Source organism: Hoeflea ulvae, assembly GCF_026619435.1.
Classification (GTDB): Bacteria; Pseudomonadota; Alphaproteobacteria; order Rhizobiales; family Rhizobiaceae; genus Hoeflea; species Hoeflea ulvae.
In genome coordinates this window covers 818,591-838,983 of sequence record NZ_JAOVZQ010000001.1, presented here as the reverse complement: position 1 = coordinate 838,983, position 20,393 = coordinate 818,591, and the positions used below count along the sequence as shown (strand labels likewise).

23 protein-coding genes are annotated in these 20,393 nt (G+C 61.8%); 7 read left to right on the top strand and 16 right to left on the bottom strand.

The window, feature by feature from the left end; genetic code table 11:
- Nucleotides 1–209: 209 nt before the first annotated feature.
- The 5 genes from truA to def form a co-directional block, all read right to left on the bottom strand.
- The gene (gene truA, locus OEG82_RS04100) at nucleotides 210–974 is read right to left on the bottom strand and encodes a tRNA pseudouridine(38-40) synthase TruA (RefSeq protein ID WP_267611194.1); all 765 of its coding nucleotides are present in this window, start codon (nucleotides 972–974) and stop codon (nucleotides 210–212) included.
- Nucleotides 974–1,918 (bottom strand): methionyl-tRNA formyltransferase, encoded by a 945-nt coding sequence (gene fmt / locus OEG82_RS04095; RefSeq protein ID WP_267611193.1) that lies wholly within the window; start codon nucleotides 1,916–1,918, stop codon nucleotides 974–976. Before fmt ends, truA begins: the two co-directional genes overlap by 1 nt.
- 31 nt (nucleotides 1,919–1,949) lie before the next feature.
- The gene (locus tag OEG82_RS04090) at nucleotides 1,950–2,375 is read right to left on the bottom strand and encodes a type II toxin-antitoxin system VapC family toxin (RefSeq protein ID WP_267611192.1); all 426 of its coding nucleotides are present in this window, start codon (nucleotides 2,373–2,375) and stop codon (nucleotides 1,950–1,952) included.
- A complete protein-coding gene (locus OEG82_RS04085) occupies nucleotides 2,372–2,653 on the bottom strand; it encodes a FitA-like ribbon-helix-helix domain-containing protein (RefSeq protein WP_267611191.1) in 282 nt (93 codons plus the stop codon). Before OEG82_RS04085 ends, OEG82_RS04090 begins: the two co-directional genes overlap by 4 nt.
- Nucleotides 2,654–2,727: 74 nt before the next feature.
- Entirely contained in the window at nucleotides 2,728–3,246 is a 519-nt protein-coding gene (gene def, locus OEG82_RS04080) for a peptide deformylase (RefSeq protein WP_267614855.1), read from the bottom strand.
- A 112-nt stretch (nucleotides 3,247–3,358) separates the two neighbouring features.
- Here def and OEG82_RS04075 point away from each other — a divergent pair, with 112 nt between their 5' ends.
- Both OEG82_RS04075 and OEG82_RS04070 read left to right on the top strand, forming a co-directional pair.
- Nucleotides 3,359–4,657, top strand: coding sequence for a DNA recombination protein RmuC (locus OEG82_RS04075; protein WP_267611190.1), 1,299 nt, complete (start codon nucleotides 3,359–3,361; stop codon nucleotides 4,655–4,657).
- Nucleotides 4,658–4,869: 212 nt separating this feature from the next.
- On the top strand, nucleotides 4,870–5,769 hold the full coding sequence (locus tag OEG82_RS04070) for a ribokinase (protein ID WP_267611189.1): 900 nt from the start codon (nucleotides 4,870–4,872) through the stop codon (nucleotides 5,767–5,769).
- A 4-nt stretch (nucleotides 5,770–5,773) separates the two neighbouring features.
- Here the strand turns inward: OEG82_RS04070 and OEG82_RS04065 are convergent, their stop codons facing one another.
- A complete protein-coding gene (locus OEG82_RS04065) occupies nucleotides 5,774–6,712 on the bottom strand; it encodes a nucleoside hydrolase (protein ID WP_267611188.1) in 939 nt (312 codons plus the stop codon).
- A gap of 159 nt (nucleotides 6,713–6,871) precedes the next feature.
- Between OEG82_RS04065 and OEG82_RS04060 the strand changes: the two genes are divergently transcribed.
- Together OEG82_RS04060 and OEG82_RS04055 are read left to right on the top strand one after the other, a co-directional pair.
- The gene (locus OEG82_RS04060; RefSeq protein ID WP_267611187.1) at nucleotides 6,872–7,303 is read left to right on the top strand and encodes an Hsp20 family protein; all 432 of its coding nucleotides are present in this window, start codon (nucleotides 6,872–6,874) and stop codon (nucleotides 7,301–7,303) included.
- Nucleotides 7,304–7,358: 55 nt separating this feature from the next.
- Nucleotides 7,359–7,616 (top strand): BQ00720 family protein, encoded by a 258-nt coding sequence (locus tag OEG82_RS04055; protein ID WP_047031440.1) that lies wholly within the window; start codon nucleotides 7,359–7,361, stop codon nucleotides 7,614–7,616.
- An 83-nt stretch (nucleotides 7,617–7,699) separates the two neighbouring features.
- Here OEG82_RS04055 and OEG82_RS04050 read toward each other — a convergent pair whose 3' ends face one another.
- The 9 genes from OEG82_RS04050 to lptC all read right to left on the bottom strand — a co-directional run bounded on the left by OEG82_RS04050 (nucleotide 7,700) and on the right by lptC (nucleotide 17,525).
- A complete protein-coding gene (locus OEG82_RS04050; RefSeq protein ID WP_267611186.1) occupies nucleotides 7,700–8,638 on the bottom strand; it encodes an ABC transporter permease in 939 nt (312 codons plus the stop codon).
- Nucleotides 8,628–10,118: a sugar ABC transporter ATP-binding protein gene (locus OEG82_RS04045; protein ID WP_267611185.1), complete on the bottom strand. Its 1,491-nt coding sequence runs from the start codon at nucleotides 10,116–10,118 to the stop codon at nucleotides 8,628–8,630. Before OEG82_RS04045 ends, OEG82_RS04050 begins: the two co-directional genes overlap by 11 nt.
- 100 nt (nucleotides 10,119–10,218) lie before the next feature.
- Entirely contained in the window at nucleotides 10,219–11,163 is a 945-nt protein-coding gene (locus tag OEG82_RS04040) for a sugar ABC transporter substrate-binding protein (protein ID WP_267611184.1), read from the bottom strand.
- A 1,023-nt stretch (nucleotides 11,164–12,186) separates the two neighbouring features.
- Nucleotides 12,187–12,651, bottom strand: coding sequence for a PTS IIA-like nitrogen regulatory protein PtsN (gene ptsN / locus OEG82_RS04035; protein ID WP_267611183.1), 465 nt, complete (start codon nucleotides 12,649–12,651; stop codon nucleotides 12,187–12,189).
- A gap of 135 nt (nucleotides 12,652–12,786) precedes the next feature.
- Complete coding sequence (hpf, locus tag OEG82_RS04030) at nucleotides 12,787–13,359, bottom strand: ribosome hibernation-promoting factor, HPF/YfiA family (protein ID WP_267611182.1); 573 nt, start codon at nucleotides 13,357–13,359, stop codon at nucleotides 12,787–12,789.
- Nucleotides 13,360–13,605: 246 nt separating this feature from the next.
- Nucleotides 13,606–15,168, bottom strand: a complete 1,563-nt coding sequence (gene rpoN / locus OEG82_RS04025) for an RNA polymerase factor sigma-54 (RefSeq protein WP_267611181.1) — start codon at nucleotides 15,166–15,168, stop codon at nucleotides 13,606–13,608.
- A 317-nt stretch (nucleotides 15,169–15,485) separates the two neighbouring features.
- The gene (gene lptB, locus OEG82_RS04020; RefSeq protein WP_267614854.1) at nucleotides 15,486–16,238 is read right to left on the bottom strand and encodes an LPS export ABC transporter ATP-binding protein; all 753 of its coding nucleotides are present in this window, start codon (nucleotides 16,236–16,238) and stop codon (nucleotides 15,486–15,488) included.
- Nucleotides 16,239–16,291: 53 nt separating this feature from the next.
- Nucleotides 16,292–16,843 (bottom strand): LptA/OstA family protein, encoded by a 552-nt coding sequence (locus OEG82_RS04015; RefSeq protein ID WP_267611180.1) that lies wholly within the window; start codon nucleotides 16,841–16,843, stop codon nucleotides 16,292–16,294.
- Between the two features lies 1 nt (nucleotide 16,844).
- The gene (gene lptC / locus OEG82_RS04010) at nucleotides 16,845–17,525 is read right to left on the bottom strand and encodes an LPS export ABC transporter periplasmic protein LptC (protein WP_267611179.1); all 681 of its coding nucleotides are present in this window, start codon (nucleotides 17,523–17,525) and stop codon (nucleotides 16,845–16,847) included.
- A 218-nt stretch (nucleotides 17,526–17,743) separates the two neighbouring features.
- Here lptC and sppA point away from each other — a divergent pair, with 218 nt between their 5' ends.
- The 3 genes from sppA to OEG82_RS03995 all read left to right on the top strand — a co-directional run bounded on the left by sppA (nucleotide 17,744) and on the right by OEG82_RS03995 (nucleotide 19,546).
- Entirely contained in the window at nucleotides 17,744–18,709 is a 966-nt protein-coding gene (sppA, locus tag OEG82_RS04005; RefSeq protein WP_267611178.1) for a signal peptide peptidase SppA, read from the top strand.
- Nucleotides 18,710–18,822: 113 nt separating this feature from the next.
- Nucleotides 18,823–19,122 (top strand): integration host factor subunit beta, encoded by a 300-nt coding sequence (locus tag OEG82_RS04000; protein WP_267611177.1) that lies wholly within the window; start codon nucleotides 18,823–18,825, stop codon nucleotides 19,120–19,122.
- Nucleotides 19,123–19,195: 73 nt separating this feature from the next.
- On the top strand, nucleotides 19,196–19,546 hold the full coding sequence (locus OEG82_RS03995; protein ID WP_267611176.1) for a DUF1049 domain-containing protein: 351 nt from the start codon (nucleotides 19,196–19,198) through the stop codon (nucleotides 19,544–19,546).
- Between the two features lie 374 nt (nucleotides 19,547–19,920).
- Here OEG82_RS03995 and OEG82_RS03990 read toward each other — a convergent pair whose 3' ends face one another.
- Nucleotides 19,921–20,376: an SRPBCC family protein gene (locus OEG82_RS03990; RefSeq protein WP_267611175.1), complete on the bottom strand. Its 456-nt coding sequence runs from the start codon at nucleotides 20,374–20,376 to the stop codon at nucleotides 19,921–19,923.
- Nucleotides 20,377–20,393 lie beyond the last annotated feature (17 nt).

Below are 20,393 nucleotides of genomic sequence, written 5' to 3'. Positions count from 1 at the left end.
TTCTCCAGCCAGGGCGAGATCAGGCACCTCGGCATGGTCGGGCAATCATATTAGGAAGCGGATACGAGAATAGTGCTAAATCTACTATAAATTGATCTAATATTGCGCTGCAACGCCCAAAGCCCCGGCGACCATCAGGCCGGAGCAGCCGCCCTGCGCTTTCAGGTTGTCAGGCTGCGGCGAAATGCCCGGGGCACCGGGCGCTGCCATCAGGTGTCTGTCTCGGGGTAATCGACGGCACGAAAGTAGAGCCCTTCGGGGGCCGCCACCGGGCCGCAGGCCTTGCGGTCTTTGGCCTCAAGCGCTGCCGCGACATCGGCGGCTGACCATTTGCCAGCTCCCACCAGCCGCAGCGTGCCGGCAAAGGAGCGGATCTGGTTGTGCAGGAAACTGCGCGCCGAGGCATGGATCTCGATCAGACCTTCGGTCGCGCCGGTGACCACGTCGAGACTGTCCAGATTGCGCACCGGCGAATTGGCCTGGCAATTGGTGGAGCGGAAGGTGGTGAAGTCATGCCGCCCGACCAGGCATTGCGCCGCCTCATGCATGGCCGCGGCATCGAGGCTCTTGGACGACCACAGCGCCCGGTTGCGCTCGATCACCAGCGGCGTGCGGCGGCAGATGATGCGGTAGATGTAATGCCGCTTGATGGCGGAGAAGCGGGCATCGAAGCCGTCCTCCACCTTGCGTGCGGCAAGGATCGCCACCCGTTCTCCGGCCGCCAGCAGATAGGCGTTGACGGCATCGCGCACAGTGTCATCGGGCCAGAGTTTTTCGAGATCGACATGGCCGACCTGCCCGAGCGCATGCACGCCTGCATCGGTTCGTCCGGCGCCGCGAACGACGACGGTTTCACCGCAGAATTTCTTGAAAGCGGTTTCCAGCGCCTGCTGGATCGAGTGGTGATTGTCCTGCCGCTGCCAGCCGGCATAGCCGGTGCCGTCATATTCGATGTCGAGGCGATAGCGTGGCATCAGCCGATCACCGTGCCGGCGGAAATCGGGGTGCCGCGCAAAAAGTCCTCGGCATGAAGCGGCTTGCCACCGGCCTTTTGCAGGCTGAGAAGCCGCAGGGTGCCGGTGCCGCAGGCAATGGTCAGCTTGCCATCGAGCACTGTTCCGGGAGCAGCACCCGACGAAGCCTCATCGACCTCGCCCGTCGCCAGCAGCTTGATGCGCTCGGCGCGATCATCCGTTTTCAACTCAAACCAGGCGCCGGGCGCTGGCGCCAGTCCGCGGACGTGGTCATGCACCTGTTGCGCGGCCAGGGTGAAGTCGACCCGGGTTTCGGCCTTGCTGATCTTGGCCGCATAGGTGACGCCGTCTTCCGATTGCGGCGTGACCGGAAGGCCTTCGGTTTGCAGGCGCGCCATCGCCTCGACCATCAGCTGTGCGGTCACATCGGCGAGGCAATCATGCAGTTCGCCGGTGGTCATAGTGGGCGTGATCTCGACGGTTTCGGTGAGCGCCACCGCGCCGGTGTCGAGCCCCTCGTCCATTTTCATGATCATCACGCCGGTTTGCGTGTCGCCGGCCATGATCGCGCGCTGGATCGGCGCCGCACCGCGCCAGCGCGGCAACAGCGAGGCGTGGCCGTTCCAGGCGCCAAGCCGCGGCGCATCGAGAATGGCCTTTGGCAGGATCAGGCCATAGGCGACGACAACCGCCGCATCGGCATCGAGCGCCCGGAATGCTTGCTGTTCATCGTCATTTTTCAGGCTCTTGGGCGTGAACACCGGAATGCCCAAGGCTTCGGCAGCGCGGTGTACCGGCGACGGCAGCACTTCAAGCCCGCGCCGCCCGGCCGGCCGCGGCGGCTGCGAATAGACCGCAACGATCTCGTGCCCGGTGGCGTGCAACGCTTCCAGCGACGGCGCCGCATAGTCCGGCGTTCCCATAAAGATGATGCGCATGGCCAAGGTGTCCGTTCGTCTCAAATTCCGGCGTTGATCAACGCCCGTGTTCAAACGGGTTTTGCAGCGTCAGGTCAAGCCCGTCGAAGTCGCGGGTGTTGCGGGTTGCCAGTATTGCCCCGTGATGCAGGCAGGTTGCCGCGATCCACAGATCGCCGACAGCAATCGGCTGACCGCTGGCTTCCCGCGCAGCCTGAAGCCTGCCCGCCTGTTCAGCAATGACACCGTCAAAGCCGAGAATTCTTCCCGCAAATGTCCGCTCGATCATGTGCCGCAAACCTGTCGTCAGACGATCGCTGCCGGTTCGCAACAGCATCCTCTGTGCACCAAAAGACAACTCCGCCACCACCGGCGCGCACAGATAAAGCGCGTCGAGCGGTTGCACCCGCATCCAGTTCTTGACGCGCTCGTCGGGATTTTGCCTGGCGGCTTCGGAGACGATGTTGGTGTCGAGAACGATCATTCAAATTCAGGCGTCTGCCTGGCGCTGGCCTTGCGCAATGTCGCTGTCGCATTGACCAGATCGGCATGATCACTGTCGCTCAGTTGCGCTTCGCCCAAAGCGTTGCGGAGTTCATCCCAAGCCGAATTGCGGGGTTCCGGGCCTTCAAGCGGCGCGACGAGGCCCTTGCGGATCAGATGTTTGGCTTCGTCCGACAGACTGCGCCCGGAAGCTGCGGCAGCCTTGCGGATATCGGCCCGCATCTGGTCTGGAAGATTGCGAATGAGCATGTCTGACATGGCACTCTCCACGGATTCGATATCAATGATATCACACTGCGGCACGTGAACCAGTCTTCAGGCCTGGTCGGATCTCAGGCAGTGACGCGGGTTTTGGCGAGCTTGGTGAACTTGCGCACCACCATATCGCGTTTGAGCTTGGAAATATGGTCGATGAACAGCACGCCGTTGAGATGGTCGATCTCGTGCTGCAGGCAGGTGGCGAGCAGGCCATCGGCCTCGGTCACGCGCTGCTTGCCGTGCCGGTCGAGATGCTTGACCGTCACTGTCTCGGGGCGCTCGACCTCGGCGTAATAATCCGGGATCGACAGGCAGCCTTCTTCATAGACGCTGACGCCATCGCCGCTCGCGACCAGTTCCGGGTTGATGAACACCTGCGGGTCGGGATCCTCGTCCTTGCCGGCGACATCGATCACCAGCATGCGCCGCGGCACGCCAACCTGGATCGCAGCCAGGCCGATGCCGGGCGCGTCATACATGGTCTCGATCATGTCCTCGACAAAACTTTCCAGCTCGGCGTCGAAACGCTCCACCGGCTGGCTTTGCTGGCGCAGAATGGGATCGGGCAAATAGATGATCGGCTTGATGGTCATGGCGTTGAAATAGTCACTGATCCGCCCGGCGTCAATCAGCCCCGCCGAACAGGCGGGCACCATGTTCTTGTTTTGATCTGACAAATCGTGAAGAATCAGCTAGGTCAGGGCCATGCAAACCGATGCCGCGCTGTTCTCGACCGCTTTATTTGAACTCAATGGCCAGCCGGTCACGCTGGGCCAGACGCTGTTTGCGGTGCTGGCAACGCTGCTGCTGCTGGTCCTCTGGCTGGCTCTGAGCCTGATGCGCGCCAGCCGTGCCCGGGCACAAGCTGAGGCCGAGGCTTCGGCGCGGGCCGCGCAGGCCGAGGCGCGGATGGCTGACATTCTCAAGGCGCAATCGGAAATGCAGGGCCGCATGGGCACGATGGCCGAGCTGTTCGGCGCCCGCCAGGCCGAGCTCAATCAGTCGATCGGCCAGCGCATTGACGGCATGACCCAGCGGCTGGGCTCATCGATCACCGAACAGACCAAAGCGACGCACGAGAACCTGACAAAACTGCAGGAACGGCTGGCGGTGATCGATACGGCACAGAACAACATCCAGTCACTGGCCCGCGACGTCGTCGGGTTGCAGGCGATCCTGTCCAACAAGCAGACCCGCGGCGCCTTCGGGCAATCGCGGATGGAAACCATCATCCAGGACGGGCTGCCGATCGGCGCCTTCAGCTTTCAGCCGACGCTCACGAACGGCATGCGGCCCGATTGCACCATCGCCATGCCGAATGGCGCGCCGGATCTGGTGATCGATGCGAAATTTCCGCTGGAAGCCTGGAACGCCATCCGCGAGGCCGAGACCAGCTCCCCCGGCGACCCGGCCGCGCTGCAGAACGCGCAGCAACGCTTTCGCCGCGACATCGAGGTGCATATCCGCGATATTTCGGAGAAATACCTGATTGTCGGGGAAACCCAGGACACAGCCTTTCTGTTCGTGCCGTCGGAATCGATCTTCGCCGAGATCCATGAGAAATTTGAAGCTATCGTGCACAAGGCGCAGCGCTCTCGGGTGGTGATTGTCTCGCCGTCGCTGCTGATGCTGTCGACCCAGGTGATCCAGGCGCTGCTCAAGGATGCGCGCATGCGCGAACAGGCGCATCTGATCCAGGGCGAGGTGCTGCGGCTGATGGAAGACCTTTCGCGGCTTGATGACCGGACCCGCAAATTGCAGGCGCATTTTTCCATGGCGCAAAAGGATGTCGAGCTGATCCTGACCTCGTCGGACAAGCTGACCAAGCGCGGCGCCAAGATCGAGGCGCTGGAATTTGCGCAATTGGCGGAGGAGGCAAGACCAGCGGGCGCCGCCCCGGCCTCGCGGGATGAGGCCGCCCCCTCGCAACAGACCATGAAATTCGAACCGCGATCCTCGACGCTCAAGCTCAGGGTTGTCGACGAGGACGATCCTCAGGGCTGACTGGTCTTGGTTGCAGCGGCCAGCTCGCCCAAACCGGGTTTCCGCTGCGCCGCCTCCGACGCTCGTGTGAATCGAGCCCGGGAAAGCCGTGTCGCGTTCAAATCCCGCCCCAGGTGATGCGACAGCGCTTATGGTGATCGTGCGGTCTTTTCCCGACGGCCCGAACCTGACACAAAGGCTCGAGACGACACATTTGCAACAGGAAGCCCGCCATGATCACCGTCATCGGATCAGTCAACATGGACCTGATCGCCACCACCGAACGATTGCCCGCCCCCGGAGAAACCGTCAGCGGAGCTGAGTTCACCACTGCCCAGGGCGGCAAGGGCGCCAATCAGGCGCTGGCGGCGCAGCGCGCAGGGGCGGCAGTCACCATGGGCGGCGCGGTTGGCGATGATGCCTATGGCGCAGAAGCGCTGGCGCTGCTTGAGAAGGCCGGCGCGGATCTCGGCTCGGTCCGCCGCGTGCAGGGCCCCACCGGCATTGCAATCATCCTGGTCGGCGGCGACGGCGAGAACGTGATCGTCGTCATTGCCGGCGCCAATGGTCATGTCAGCGTGGAGGACGCCGAACAGGCAGTTGCCAGCATGAGCGACAGCGACACGCTGCTGTTGCAGATGGAAATCGCGGAAGCGAGCATCGAAGCGGCGCTCAAGGCCGCGCGAAGCAAGGGCGTGCGAAGCGTTCTCAACATCGCGCCGCTGACCGAGGCGGTCGAACGGCTGGCGCCGCTGGCCGATATCGTCATCGCCAACGAGACCGAATTCGCCCGGCTCTCGGGCAGGCCTGCGGAAACCGTTGATGCGGCAAGGGCGGAACTCGCCGCGCTGCACGCCAGGACCGGCCAATGCATGATTGTGACGCTGGGCGGCGACGGCGTGCTTTGGGCCAAGGATGGCACGGTCGAACATGTGGCCGCGCTCAAGATAAGGCCCGTCGACACCGTGGGCGCCGGCGACACATTCTGCGGCTACCTGGCCCAGGGCCTCGATGCCGGGATGGCGTTTCCGGCAGCCGTTCGCCGCGCCGCCGTGGCAGGGGCGCTGGCCTGTCTGAAGCCCGGCGCCCAGCCGTCAATTCCGCTGGCGTCGGAGGTCGACGCGCGGCTCTGAGGGATCAGAGCCGGCCGACCCGTTCGATGAACAGGTCAAAAAACCGGTCGGCATCGACATCGCGGACGACAAAGGCGTTCTCCGCCCGTCCGGTCACCTTCCACCAGTCGACCACCGTGGCGCCAAGGGTGAGTTCCGAGCCGGTCTCGATCTCGACATTGCACTGACGTCCGGAGAACATCTCGGGATCGAGCAACCAGGCAATGACGGTCGGATCGTGCAGCGGACCGCCATCGGTGCCGTATTTCTCCTCGTCAAAGCGTTCGAAGAATTCCAGCATGTCGGCCATGGCCAGCGAGGGGCGATTGCCGTTGGCGCGCAGACGCTCGACCCGCACCCGGGTGGTCAGCACCTTGTGGGTGACATCAAGCGGCATCATGGTGACCGCAACACCGGCGCCGAAAACCTGTTTGGCGGCTTCCGGATCGACGAAGATGTTGAATTCGGCCGAGGGGGTGATGTTGCCGCCCTCGAAGAAACCGCCGCCCATCAGCACGATTTCCTTGATCCGGGCTGCGACATCGGGCGCGCGCTCGAGCACCATGGCAATATTGGTGAGCGGCCCCAGCGCGCACAGCGTGACCTCACCTTCCGGCTGTTGGCGCAGTGTCCTTGTGATGAAATCGACTGCGTGCTCCGGCTCCAGCGGGCGCTCGGCCTCGAAGGGGTCGACGCCATCGAGCCCGGTCTTGCCATGAACATGTTCGGCGGTGACGAGTTCGCGCGCCAGCGGCCTGTCGGCGCCGGCATAGACCGGAATGTCGCCGCGGCCGCAGATCTCGGTGATCATCCGGGCATTGCGCGCCGTCAGAGCCAGCGGCACATTGCCGGCAACAGCGGTGATGCCGAGCACCTCGAGCTCCGGGCTGGCCAGCGCCAGCATGATGGCGGCGGCATCGTCCTGGCCGGGATCGGTGTCGATGATGATCTTGCGCGGTGACATGGCAGGTCCTTGATGAAGCGATTCGTTGGCGGGGACACTACGAGTCTGCCCGCACCTCGGGCAAGGTTCTTGCGAAGCCGGTTGGAAGTTCCCATATTGGGACCATGCCGGATGCCGATTGCGGGTCTGGCGCCTGTCGCTTGAGAACGAGGACAAGCCATGTCACGAATGACGCCCTTTTCGAGCCCGCTATTGCTGGGCTTTGACACGATGGAAAAGACCCTGGAGCGGATCGCCAAGGGGTCGGAGGGCTATCCACCCTACAATATCGAACGGATTCGCGCCTCGGCCGACGGGTCCAATTGCGAGCGGCTCAGGATCACGCTGGCTGTCGCCGGCTTCTGCGATGAAGAGCTTGAAGTGACCACGGAAGAAAACCAGCTGGTGATCCGTGGACGTCAGGCTGATTCCGATGGCCGGGAATATCTGCATCGCGGCATCGCCGCTCGGCAGTTCCAGCGCATGTTCGTGCTGGCTGACGGCATGCAGGTGACCAGTGCCGAGCTGAAAAACGGATTGCTTTCGGTGGATCTCATTCGGCCCGAACCGGAACGCATGGTGCGGAAAATTAACATTTCCGTCCGAGACTGAACATCAGGGTTGATACCAACAGGATGTTTCCTGCCACTCACCGGAGGAAATCTGCATGATTGCCAAATCTGGAAAAAACCAATTGTCCGCCAATGACCTGGCGCTGCTGGGCGCAGGCAAGGTCGGCTATATCCGCAAGATGCGTTCCGAAGACGTCATTGCCCGGTTCCCCGACGCGCCCGAGCTCAATCCCGGGCTCGAACTCTGGGCGCTGTTTGGCGCCGACGGCACGCCGATTCTTTTGACCGACAACCGGTCGAGCACATTCTACCGTGCCGCCGAGGACGAATTGAAGACCGTAGCTCTGCATTAACGGCAGAGCACTGCTTCGCCCACGAATTCATGAAGACCGCATCAGGCCTGCCCGATGCGGTCTTTTTGCGTTTGCGGACTGCGTTATTTTCGCAGGTTCGAAAACATCACCGCGATGACGATGATCGCGCCGATGACGATGCTCTGCCAATAGGGGTCGACCTCGATGATGTTGAGACCATTGGCGATGACCGCCATCAGCAGCGCGCCGATCACCGTGCCCGAAACCTTGCCCTGGCCGCCATTGAGTGCCGTGCCGCCAATGATGACGGCCGCAATCGCGTTGAGCTCATAGCCGATTCCGGCGGATGGCGGCGCGGCGCCGACGCGCGCGGCATAGATGATGCCCCCGAGCGCGCAGCACAATCCGCTCAGCGTATAGGTGGCGATCCGGACATAGGCGATGTTGATGCCGGACAGGCGCGCGGCTTCCTCATTGCCGCCGATCGCATAGATGCTGCGGCCGAGACGGGTGTATTTTAAAAGCAGCGACACCAGAATGGCGATAACGATCGACAGGAAGATCGGAAAGGGAATGCCCAGCACCAGCCCGTCGGCGATCCAGAGGAATTCCTCGGGAAACGACATTGACGGATTGCCGCGGGAAATCAGCAGCACGACGCCGCGCGCCACGCCCATCATGCCAAGCGTGGTGATGAAGGCCGGAACCTTGCCATACTGGATGACGATACCGTTGATCATGCCGGCAAAGACCGTTGCAGCGATGGCCAGGGAGCCGGCGATCACGATATCGACGCCGTGCACGACATTGAGCACCGCCATGATCGAGATGGTCAGCGCCAGCAGCGAGCCGACGGACAGGTCGATACCGGCGGATATGATCACCAGGGTCATGCCTAGGCCGATGATCAGATTGATCGAAGCCTGCTTGCCGATGTTGAACAGATTGTTGGCGGTGAAAAAATACTCCGACATGAAGGAGAGCACGATGACGACGGCAACCAGGCAAGCCAGGGCAATGAGCTGCTGCTTGCTGTCGGCCACTAGGACTTTAATGGACATGTTTTCTCCCACTCATCGAAAAGACGACGTTCTCGCTGTTCAACTCATCGCCAGCGAGTTCCTTGACGATCTCTCCCTTGCGCAGCACCAGCGCCCGGTTGCACAGCCCGATCACCTCGTCGATTTCGCTCGAGGCGACAATGACCGACTTGCCCGCCCGGGCGAGCTCGACGATCAGCGAATAGATCTGGAATTTGGCACCGACATCGATGCCCCGGGTCGGTTCATCGAACATCAATATATTGGCGTCGCGCATCAGCCATTTGGCGAGAACGATCTTCTGCTGATTGCCACCGGACAGATTGACGACGCGGTTGCGCGGATCGCCGGGCCGGATCTCCAGCCGGTTGAAATTTTCCTCGGCCACCCGGGTTTCTTCAGCCAGATCGAGAAACGGGTGCGCAATCTTGTCGAGCGAGGCCAGGCTGATATTCCCGAGGCAACTCATGATCAGATTGAGTCCCTGCTCCTTGCGGCTTTCGGGCAGCAGCCCGATGCCGTTGGCGATCGCCTCCTCGGGCGAGCCGTTGGAAATCGGCCGGTCATCGAGCGCAAGGCGGCCGGAGGCGGCGCTCCGGGCGCCGAAGATCGATTCGAGCAGTTCGGTCTTGCCGGATCCGACCAGACCGGTGATGCCGAGCACCTCGCCCTGGCGGGAGGTGAAAGAGATGTTGCGGAAGCCGTCGCCGCAAAAATCGCTCACCCGCAGAGTCGTGTCCCCGGCATGGCTGCTCTTGGCGGGAAAGTGGTCCTTCAGCTCGGTTCCAACCATCTGGGTGACGATGTCGTCGATGGTCATGTCCGACGCCGGGCTGGTGCAGACCTTCCTGCCATTCTTGAACACCGTGATCCGGCTGCAGATCTGCTTGATCTCGTCGAGCCGGTGGGAAATGTAGATGATCGACACGCCCATCGATTGCAGGGTGCGGACGAAATCGAACAGGGTCCTTGTCTCGGCGTCCGACAGGGCCGAGGTCGGCTCGTCCATGATCAGGATCTTGAGGTTTTCGCGATGCACCACCTTGAGGATCTCGATCATCTGCCTTGTGGCGACGCCGAGGGTGGAGAGCTTGTCGGTGGGATTCGCATCGACGCCAAACTGCTCGAGCAACCTGGCCGACTCGCGGTTGATCGCGGTCCAATCAATGCCAAAACGGCGCATCGGATAGGCACCGAGAAAGATGTTTTCGGCAACGGTGAGCGCATTGACCTGCGAGAATTCCTGATAGATGCCGCCGATGCCGGCCTGCTGGGCTTCGGACGGGGTGTGAAAGTCCACCGGCTTGCCGTTGAGCCGCATGGCGCCCTCGTCCCTGCGATAGGCGCCAGTGATGATTTTCACCAGGGTCGATTTGCCGGCGCCGTTTTCCCCCAGCAGCGCATGGACCTCGCCCTCGACAAGATCGAAATCGACATTGTCCAGCGCACGCACACCGGGAAAGCTTTTCGACAGGCCGGTGACTTCAAGCAAAATTCCCATCCAACCCCTCCAGACAGAGACAGGCGGAAGCCCTTCAATCCCGTCGAAGGGCTTCCAACACATGAGCCGGCGGAATCCCCGCCGGCGTTTCCCGGAAGGGTCAGTTGGTGATGTACTGGTCAACCTCGGCAGCGGTGACGAGCTCCGGAGCGATATAGGTCTCCGGATCAATGCCCTCGGTGGTCTTGCCGTTGGCGATGTATTTCAACGCCGCATCGATGCTCAGCTCAACCATCTTGCGCGCATCCATGCGGATTGTGGCAGCCACATCGCCCTTCTTGATCGCCTCGTAGCCGCCTTGCTGGCCGTCATAGCCGACAATCACGATGTCGGTTTTGCCGGCAGATGCCGCAGCGCGGGCCGCACCAACGGCCAGATTGTCGGACTCGCCGAAGACGCCGTCGAGATCCGGATGCGACTGGAGTATGTCCTCCATCACTTTCAGGCCTTCTTCCTCGGTCCAGTGCGCGCCCTGCTGGGCTGCAACCTCGAGACCGGGATGCACCAGCGCGCCCAGCTCAAAGCCCTTGGTCCGCAGGATCTGCACCGGGTTTCCGGTCTCGCCCTGGATCAGCGCGATCTTGCCGATGCCGCCAAGCCGCTTGGCGATGTAGTCCACCGCCATCTTGCCGCCCTGGCCGTTGTCGACGCCGACATAGGCCACCATGTCGGTGGTGTTGAGCCGGTTGTCCATATTGACCACGGCGACCCCGGCCTTCATCGCCTTCTTGACCACCGGCACCAGCGCGGTGGTGTGGCCGGCGACCAGGATGATGATGTCGGTGTTCTTGGTGATCAGGTTCTCGATGATCGAGATCTGGCCTTCATAGTCGCCAAACGACCCGGCCGGCGCATAGCGCTGGATGTCGACGCCGACTTCCTTGCCATAGGCCACGGCCTGGTCGGCCATTTCAATCTGGAATGCATTGGTGGTCAGGTCCATGACGACGATGGCGCCCTTGAGATCTGCGGCCATGGCCTGGAACGACATCAGCATTGCGCCCGCAGCAAGCGCGGTTGCCTGAAGAAATTTTCTACGGATCATTGTTTCCTCCTCCAAGGATTGCCGGGTCTACCGGCATTAAAGTCCAGTCGACGGGTCGCGGCCTTGTGTCTCCTCCAAACGACCCTTGCTTCTTCGGCCATGAGCGCACGCGACATCGGCCCGCCGGTAGATTGTCGCCTTCATGTCCGCGCCCGCCCCATGACAGGAGCCGGGTCGAGATGCGGAATCTGAAAGTACGGTTCCGGTCCAGCGTCGCCGAGTTTCTCCCTATGCGCATGCACTCACTCAGATGCGGTCGGCAGCACCTGTCCGCGGCACCAGGCACGGTCAGGTTGGCCGGTTGAAATCAGAAGCATTCGGCCGACCGGTCCCGGACTCATGCCACAGATCCACGCCAGCGCTTCCGATTACTCTAGATATTATCTATACTTTGTTTTTGTTTGTTTTCGTTTATTGAGTTTTACCCCAGAATTTCGATCTGACAAGAGCACAACACAAATTTTCTACAGTCCGCTGCCGTTCTACGCTCAGCCGGAGCTTTGATCGCGAGCAATCGGCACGGTGCTGCAACACCGAGGCGATCGCTGGAAACCCTTGAAAACAGTGCGAGATTGAACCGTTGCGGAAATCTCCACAGCCGCACTGGAAAGAATGACGCAGGGGCATTGGGACTTTCTGCGGTTGATTGGCGACTTGCCCCCGGCACCGCCATCCGGACGGCGCTCAACCCGCGCGGAGCCAGAAAAAATCACCCGCCGCAGCCCAAACGTGTATTTCGCGATAATTCGGAATCATTCGAAAGTATGCAGTATCTATTCCAAGCTCAATCGAATGTTGGCGAGCCGCGCAGCACGGCGCAGGGCGCATGTCGCGCACCGCTGTTGACGGCTCAGGCGCAACGCGTCGCGACCGCTTGGCCGTATAAGGGAGAGAGATTGTCGGGAGGCAGGCAGGGTAGCCGGACCGCATCACGCTTGGCGAGGGCACCGGGCCGGAGCCGACCTTCTGCGCGGCTTCAGCGCTGTCACGCCGCCTGCATAGACATAACCGCCGGCCGGCAGGTCAGGCCGCGTTGGAGGCGGGCTCTTGTGTCAGGAACGCATAGAGCGACGCGGCATTGTCGGTGGCGCGCAGTTTCGCGACCATCTCGCTGTCGCGCATCACCCGGGCAATCCGCGACAGGGCCTTGAGGTGATCGGCACCCGCACCTTCGGGCGCAAGCAGCAGAAACACCAGATCGACAGGCTGATCGTCGAGCGCTTCGAACTCGACCGGATGATCGAGACGTGCGAATACGCCGACGATATGATCGAGCGTCGAGAGCTTGCCATGCGGGATGGCGATGCCATTTCCCACGCCTGTCGATCCAAGCCGTTCGCGCTGGAGAATGACGTCGAACACCTCGCGCTCGGAAAGTCCCGTGACTTCCGAGGCCTTGGCCGCCAGTTCCTGCAAAAGCTGTTTCTTGGAGTTTGCTTTGAGCGCGGGCAGAACAGAGTTCTGCGCAATCAGATCAGCAAGCGCCATGTTACGTTCCTTGTTCCGGGCCCACATTGCGGGCCTCATAAATCGCGTCATCGTCAAGGCTGCAGACCGTTTCGGTCCCGGTTCGTTCCGGCCGGCAACGGCCTGCACGCCCTTATCGTTTACAACTCGACGCTGTCAGGCTTTGTTCCCGCCAGCATCGATCCAGCCGATGTTACCGTCATCACGGCGATACACGACATTGAGTGCATCATTGCCCGCGTTGCGGAACATCAGGATCCGTTCATCGGTCATGTCCAGCGCCATCACCGCATTGGCCACGCTCATGGTGACCAGCTGCTTGGTGCTTTCGGCAATGATCGCCGGAGAATAGTCGTCCGGCACTTCGCCGGCATCGTCGCCTTCCGCATCCACCACCGCGTAAGCCAGCTCGGCCTGTGCCTGCTGGTTGTTGGCATGGTGATCCTTGAGGCGGCGCTTGTAGCGGCGCAGGCGCTTTTCCACACGTTCGGCCGAGGCATCAAAGGCTGGCTGCGGATCCTGGGCTTCCCCGGTCGCATGCAGGATGACACCGGTGTCCAGGTGAATCTTGCAATCTGCCTTGAATCGCGACCCGGACTTCTCGACGATGACCTGGCTTGAAAAGCCGCCATCATAATATTTGCGGACCGCACCTGTGATATGGTCCTCGATGCGGGTCCGGAAAGACTCGCCGATTTCCATATGTTTTCCCGACACTCGAACGCTCATGGATCGTCCCTTCTTTTTTTGACTTGGGGATTTAGTCTAAGCCATGCAGCACGCTCATCCAAGAGTCTGGCGCTGGTCATTCGCTCCGATCCAAGCAATAATTCGCTTGACAGAACCGCCTGCCCGGGCTCGCATTTCTTTCCTGCCCGATGCGGGGCGGCTTCTACGCCTGCACGCCCATCCTGTCAAGTTTGGCACGGCTCTTGCTTAATTAGACAATGAATTCAGGCGATTGACGAGCAGGTCTCAAACCGCCGCGGCGCGGGCCCTGGCGCGTTTTTCCCGGCGGCGGTGCACCGAGGACGGAATTGCCATCGCCTCACGGTATTTCGCCACGGTGCGCCGGGCGATCTCGATGCCGGATTGCTTGAGCATATTGACCAGATCATCGTCGGACAGAACCGCTTCGGGGGCTTCCTGCTCGACCAGAACACGGATGCGGTGGCGCACCGATTCGGCCGAATGGGCGTCGCCGCCGGCCTCGGCCGAGGCGATGGAGACCGTGAAGAAATATTTCAGCTCGAACACGCCGCGCGGGGTGATCATGTATTTGTTCGAGGTGACGCGGCTGACCGTGGATTCATGCATGCCGATGGCCTCGGCCACAGCCTTGAGATTGAGCGGGCGCAGATGATCGACGCCATGCAGCAGGAAAGCGTCCTGCTGACGGACAATCTCGCTCGCCACCTTCATGATGGTCCGGGCGCGCTGATCGAGCGATCGCGCCAGCCAGTTGGCCGTCTGCAGGCACTCGCTGAGAAAGTCCTGCCCTGCAACATTCTTGGCCATCTTGCCCGATACGGTGGCGAAATAGGTCTGGTTGACCAGCACCCGCGGCAGGGTCTCGGGATTGAGCTCGACATTCCAGCCACCATCGGATGACGGCCGCACCGAGACATCGGGCACCACCATCTCGCTCGAGCCGGTCTCAAAGCGTGTGCCGGGCTTGGGGTCGAGCGCGCGGATCTCCGCCATCATCTCGAGCAGGTCTTCCTCGTCGACGCCGCACAGCCGCGTCAGCGAGGCAAAATCGCGGCGCGCCAGCAGTTCAAGATTGCCCAACAGTGCCTCCATCGCCGGATCGAGCCTGTTCTTGCGCGCCAGTTGCAGCGCCAGGCATTCGCCCAAAGTGCGGGCAAACAGCCCGGCGGGCTCGGAGTCCTGAAGCCTGGCCAGCACCGCCTCGACCTGAAGCGGATCGGCGCCGAGCCTGTCGACAACCTCGGCCAGGTCCCCGGCCAGGTAACCGGCGGCATCAAGCAGATCGGCGAGCTCGGTGGCGATCAGCCGTTCGGCGGGATCTGCGAAGGTCAGCGCGATCTGTTCGGTGACGTGATCGCGCAGGGTTGGCGCGCGGGCGGCAAAATCGTCGAGATCATAGCCTTCGCTGGCATGGCCGCCATCGCTGCCGGGCATCGACTTCCAGTTGTCGATGAATTCGGGCGCATCCACCCGCTCGACGCCATGATCGTCGGGAAACACGTTCTCGTAGCGGGAATCGATCTCGGAGGTCATGCGCTCGGCCTGGCTTTCGGCCGATGCAGTCCAGGCCGCATCCTCCCCGCCTGCGCCAGCTTCGCCGTCCGAGGCCTGCTCCGCGGGCTGTTCGCGCAACGGATCGGAGGCGGCCTCGGCCCTGTCGGTTTCCGCGGTAACCAGCTCGAGCAGCGGATTGCGCTCCACCTCCTGCTCGATGAAATGGGTCAATTCGACATGACTGAATTGCAGCAGCCGGATCGACTGCATCAATTGCGGCGTCATCACCAGCGACTGGCTTTGACGCAATTGAAGTCCGGCGGACAAGGCCATGAATACGCACTGCTCCCCCGCTACAACAGGCGCCGCATCCGAAGGGACACGCCAGAACTGCCATAACAACTTAATACCAGAGCATGATTTTCATCCTGGTCCGACACCGGCCCATTCAACCATGCAGCAGGCCGGCCCGGATCTGGTCAGCGGTAAACCCGCCTGTCACTCTCTCCGGATCGGAGCGCCCAAAGGGGCACCCTGTCGGCCAACTGGCCCGAAAATTGCTTTTTTCTCACGTTTGGTCAAGTCAGGCTTTGGCAACAGGGTAAAAATGCCCGGTTTGGCTTGCGCGACCGGAGCGAGCGCCCGGTGGTTCAGAGCGAAAACTGCTCGCCGAGATAAAGCCTGCGCACTTCCGGATGGGCCACCACCTCGGAGGGGCGGCCATGGGTCAGCAGCACGCCGGCATTCATGATATAGGCGCGGTCGATCAGGCCAAGCGTTTCGCGCACATTGTGATCGGTGATCAGCACGCCGATGCCGCGGCGGGTCAGGTGCCGGACCAGATCCTGGATATCGGCGACCGCGATCGGGTCGACGCCGGCAAAGGGCTCGTCGAGCAGCATGAAGGTCGGATCGGAGGCCAGCGCCCGGGCAATTTCCAGCCGGCGTCGCTCGCCGCCGGAGAGCGAGATCGACGGCGCCTTGCGCAAATGCGAGATGTGGAACTCGGACAGAAGGCTGTCGAGCTTTTCCTCGCGCCCGGCCCGGTTCTTCTCGACGACTTCCAGCACGGCGCGGATATTGGCCTCGACGCTGAGGCCACGGAAGATCGAGGCTTCCTGCGGCAGATAGCCGACGCCAAGCCGGGCGCGGCGGTACATCGGAAGCTCGGACACATCATGGCCGTCGATTTCGATCGAGCCGGCATCAACCGGCACCAGTCCGGTGATCATGTAGAAACAGGTGGTCTTGCCCGCACCATTGGGGCCCAGCAGCCCGACCGCTTCGCCGCGGCGGACGCCGAGCGAGACGCCGTCGACCACCCGGCGTGACTTGTAGGACTTGGTCAGATTGCGGGCGATCAGGGTGCCGTCATAGCGGGATTCGCTGGTCGAGACCGACACATCGGTGCCGTCGCCGCCGCTCTTGCCGCCAAGGAATGTAAAGGGAGACCGGATCACTGCTTGGGTCGCGACTTTGGATCCAGCTGGATCATCACCCGGCCGCCACAGCTGTCGAGCTTGGCCTGGCCGTCCTTCATCTGCACCGTCAGCTTGCAGCCGATGAAGACATTGTCCGCATCGGTGAGCACCACCTTGTCGCCGGTCAGCACCAGCACCTCGTTCGCCATGTTGAAATTGCCGGCATCGGCCGTGGCGGTCTGGGTGCCCGATACGATCAGCACCTTTTCATAAAGTTCGATCTCGCGGATATCGGCAGCACCGGAGGACACCGAGCCGCCATTCTTGTCGTAATTGACGATCATCTCGCCTGCCTGCAGGGTCATCTCGCCCTGCACCACCTTGACGTTGCCGGTGAAGGTCGCCTTGCCGGTTTCCTCGTCAATCTTGAGCTCGTCGCTTTCGATCTGGATCGGCTCGTCATTGGACAGCGCCAGCCCGGACATCTTGCTCTCGGTGGCCTGGGCCAGCGCGCCGGAGGCCGGAAAGCACAGGCCGGCAGCGAGCACCAGCCAGGCAACACTCATGAAAATCGGGCTTTTCGCCATGTCAGTTCGCCGCTCCATCCTTCGGCTTCAACGCCGTCGGTTTTATTGTCATACGAACCTTGTCGTGGAAAATGATGACACGGCCCTTATCCTGCATCTCCATGGATTGCGCAACCACAGAGGCTTCCGACGAGCTGATGGAAACCGGTTCGGTGGTGACCAGGGCGCCATTGGCCAGATCGATATCCGCCGACTGCATCTCGACCGACAGCCCGTCTTCGCTGGTTACCGTGAACGCCTCATCGAATTTCAGCGTCTCGGCCGTCCTGTTATAGACGCCGCTGGCGGCATTGAGAACAGCCATGTCGCCATTGGAAATCGGCAGGTCGGCCACGATTTCCTCAAGCACGATCACATCGGTGGCGGTCAGATCCTGAATCGCCCGCAGGGCCCGCATCGAATAGGGCCGTGCATCCGAGCCCTGGCCGCTCATCACCGGGTTCTGCATGACCAGCTTGCCATCCCTCAAGGTGACGGACTCGATCCCGACACCTTCAATCGACACCGAGTCGATCCAGGACACCACGGCAAAGGCGACGATCACCAGTGCGGCCAACAGAGGCAGCAGGATCTTGAGCAGCCGCACATGCCGGGAATGGGCCCGGGCGCGCCGGTATTCGGCGTGCGACCGCCCGGCATAATTTTGCTCGGCGGGCATTTCTGGCATTGTCGAAGTGGTCATTCGCTGCTGCGGCCCCAAAGATGAACGCCGAGCCGGGCATGGCCTGTGTGGCAAGGCCCGGTGGCTGTTGCGGTCGACTTCGCATCCCAATATGGTGATTTTGCGAAGCAGACGCTATGTTTGCCATGCCTCAGCCGCAATGGCAAAGCAAGACCCGGCCGGGATGACCTTCGGTTTCGCCGCCACAGACACGCGACCCAGCATTTGGAGACTTCCTCGTGACCGACCCGGAAACACTCGCCGACCGCCGCCGGATCCGGCGCAAACTGCGTTTCTGGCGGATCGCCACCGTTATCGTCGCGATCGCGCTGGTGGCAGGCCTGGCGATGCGCTTTGACGGCGTCAGCCGGCGCGCCGACCACATTGCGCGGATCGACATCAGCGGCGTCATCACCGATGACCAGAAACTGGTCGACCTGATAGACGACGCCGCCGGCAATGATGCGGCCAAGGCAATGGTGATCCGCATCTCCTCGCCCGGCGGCACCACCTATGGCGGCGAGCGGCTGCACAACGCACTGCTGCGGGCCGGCAAGGCAAAGCCGGTGGTTGCCGACATTCACACCCTGGCGGCCTCGGCCGGCTACATGATCGCCGTGTCCACCGACCATATCGTCGCCGGCGAAAGCTCGATTGTCGGCTCGATCGGGGTGATCTTCCAGTATCCACAACTGCGCGAACTGCTCGACAAGATCGGCGTGCGGCTGGAATCGATCAAGTCCTCGCCGATGAAAGCCGAGCCTTCGCCTTTCAATGATGCCAGCGAGGAGGCCAAGGCGATGATCCGCTCGATGGTGCTCGACAGCTATGACTGGTTCGTCGATCTGGTTGCCGCCCAGCGCGAGATGGACCGCGCGCAGGTGCTTGCGCTCGCCGACGGCTCGATCTTCACCGGACGGCAGGGCCTTGAGAACGGACTGGTCGATGCACTGGGCGGTGACGCGGAAATCCGCGCCTATCTCAAGACCAGGGGCATTGACGAGAGCCTGGAAATGATTGACTGGGAACCCGAAACCGACACGCAGGGCCTGCTGCTGGGTGCCGGTGCAACCAGTCTCGTGCAGCAGTTTCTGGGCATGCCGCAGACGATTTCGACCGAGATCGACCGACTCTCGGGCGGCAAGTTGTTCCTTGACGGTCTTGTGTCGGTTTGGCAGGTTGGAGGGCAACCCCGGCGTGACTGAGCGAGGCGCGCCCAGGTGGAACTTATTGGGCAGAACAGGCATTTAACAACCAAGAAATATCAGCGGCCTGTACGGGTTCCTTGGAACCGCGGCGCGACTGGAGGGGAAGTCACATGATCAAATCGGAACTGGTTCAGGCGATTGCGGCGCGCAACCCGCATCTCTACCACCGGGATGTCGAGAACATCGTCAATGCCGTGCTTGACGAGATCACCGAAGCGCTGTCTGAAGGCAACCGGGTCGAGCTGCGCGGGTTCGGCGCTTTTTCGGTGAAGAACCGTCCGCCGCGGTCCGGCCGCAATCCACGCACCGGCGATCCGGTGTTCGTCGAAGAAAAATGGGTGCCGTTCTTCAAGACCGGCAAGGAATTGCGCGAGCGCCTCAATCCGGACAATCCCGACGGCGATGACTAGGACCACGGTGGCTGCGGCTCAGGCCTGAACCGGCCGGTTCCGCATCGTCACAACAGAAAGAATGGATCGAAACATGATCAAGCGCATCATCGCACTGGCAATCCTGGTGCCCCTGGGCATCATCCTCATCATGCTCTCGGTGGCAAACCGGGCCGCGGTGACGCTGGCGCTCAATCCGTTCGATCCGGCCGACACCGTGCTGTCGGTGACATTGCCGTTCTTTGTGTTCCTGTTTGCAGCCCTGATCATCGGCATTATCATCGGGTCGCTGGCCACCTGGTTCAAGCAGGGCAAATATCGCCAGACGGCGCGCGCCAATGCCAATGAAGCGGTCAAATGGCACTCCGAAGCCGACCGCCAGAAAGCCAAGGCCCAACAGATCGCAGCCTCCCTGCCGTCACCGGACAAGCGCACCGCGGCCTGAAGGCATCTGCAAATTGCCGTGCCCCGGAAGTGAGACATCAGCCGGTCAAAGCAACAGATTTTTTGTCGCCCCCGGCAGATGCGTGCCCGGGATGGGGCTGCCTGAAGCGGACGTTCAGAGCCGTCACCGTCCCGATGCTCCCCCGATAGCGCAACGTGCCTAATTGCGGTTTTTCAGAGCTTCAATGTCGCCCTGCCCGGTTTCATTCATCCGGTCGCTGAGCTGGATCAGGGAGCGGGCAGGCTCTTCAACGCAGCCCGGAGCAAGACATCCATATGCTGCTCCAGTTCACCCGCGACTTCCAGACCGATCACCAATATAACCCAATCTGTCCCGTCCCGACAAAACAAGAAGGTGCAGTTTTCCTCTGCCCCTTACACCCCCGCGGCCCTGGCGCTGACAACCTCGTTGAATCTCGCAAAGAACTGGCCGGCGAGCTTTTTCGAGGTGGAATCGATCAGGCGCGAGCCGAGCTGGGCGATCTTGCCGCCGACCTGGGCATTGACGGCATAGGAGAGCACGGTGTCTGCCCCGTCCTCGACCAGCTTCACATCGGCGCCGCCCTTGGCGAAGCCGGCGATGCCGCCCTTGCCTTCGCCCGAGATCGTGTAGCTTTCCGGCGGGTTGATGTTTTGCAAAGTCACCGCGCCGCTGAACTTCGCCGAAACCGGGCCGATCTTGATCTTGACGGTGGCCGACATCTCGGTGTCGGAGCTTTTCTGAAGCTCCTGGCAACCCGGGATGCATTCCCGCAACACGTCGGGGTCATTGAGCGCCTCCCAGACCAGTTGCCGCGGCGCGGCAATGCGTTCTTCGCCGTTCATTTCCATGGATAAGCCTCCTCGCT